The organism is Streptomyces avidinii, assembly GCF_014650695.1.
GTDB classification, from domain to species: domain Bacteria; phylum Actinomycetota; class Actinomycetes; order Streptomycetales; family Streptomycetaceae; genus Streptomyces; species Streptomyces avidinii.
On sequence record NZ_BMVL01000068.1, the window covers coordinates 1 to 556 of the forward strand.

General features: G+C 66.5%; 1 protein-coding gene. It reads right to left on the reverse strand.

Annotation, left to right across the window (positions count from 1 at the left end):
• A partial coding sequence (locus tag IE257_RS37775) for an AMP-binding protein (RefSeq protein WP_189974655.1) occupies nucleotides 1-556 on the reverse strand: 556 nt, incomplete at both ends.

Sequence of the window (556 nt, forward strand, 5' to 3'; positions counted from 1 at the left end):
AGCCAGACCAGCACCCGCCAGATACAACTCACCCGCCACACCCACCGGCACCGGAGCCAACCGCTCGTCCAGCACGAACACCCGCGCATTCGAGATCGGACGCCCGATCGGCACCACACCCTCGACATCCGCATCCGTGAACCACGCCGTCGAATACACCGTCGCCTCGGTCGGCCCGTAAATGTTCGCCACCCGAGCACCCGGCAGCGCACCACGCACCGCCGCCACCGCATCCGCCGTCAACGCCTCACCGGCCAGCACCACCACCCGCGGCCGCGCCTCGACCCCACCACCGGCCACCACCTGCGCCACAGCCGACGGCACACCACTGACCAGACTCACACCCCACGGACCACGATCCCGATCCGCCAGAACCAGCAGATCCCGAACCACCTCCACCGCACCACCGGACACCAACGGACCGAACAACTCAAAAACAGACACATCAAAGTTGAACGACGTCGACACCAACACCCGCTCGAACGCCGCACCACCGAACTCACCCACAGCCCACGCCAACAGACCCACCACCGAACGGTGCTCAACCACCACACCC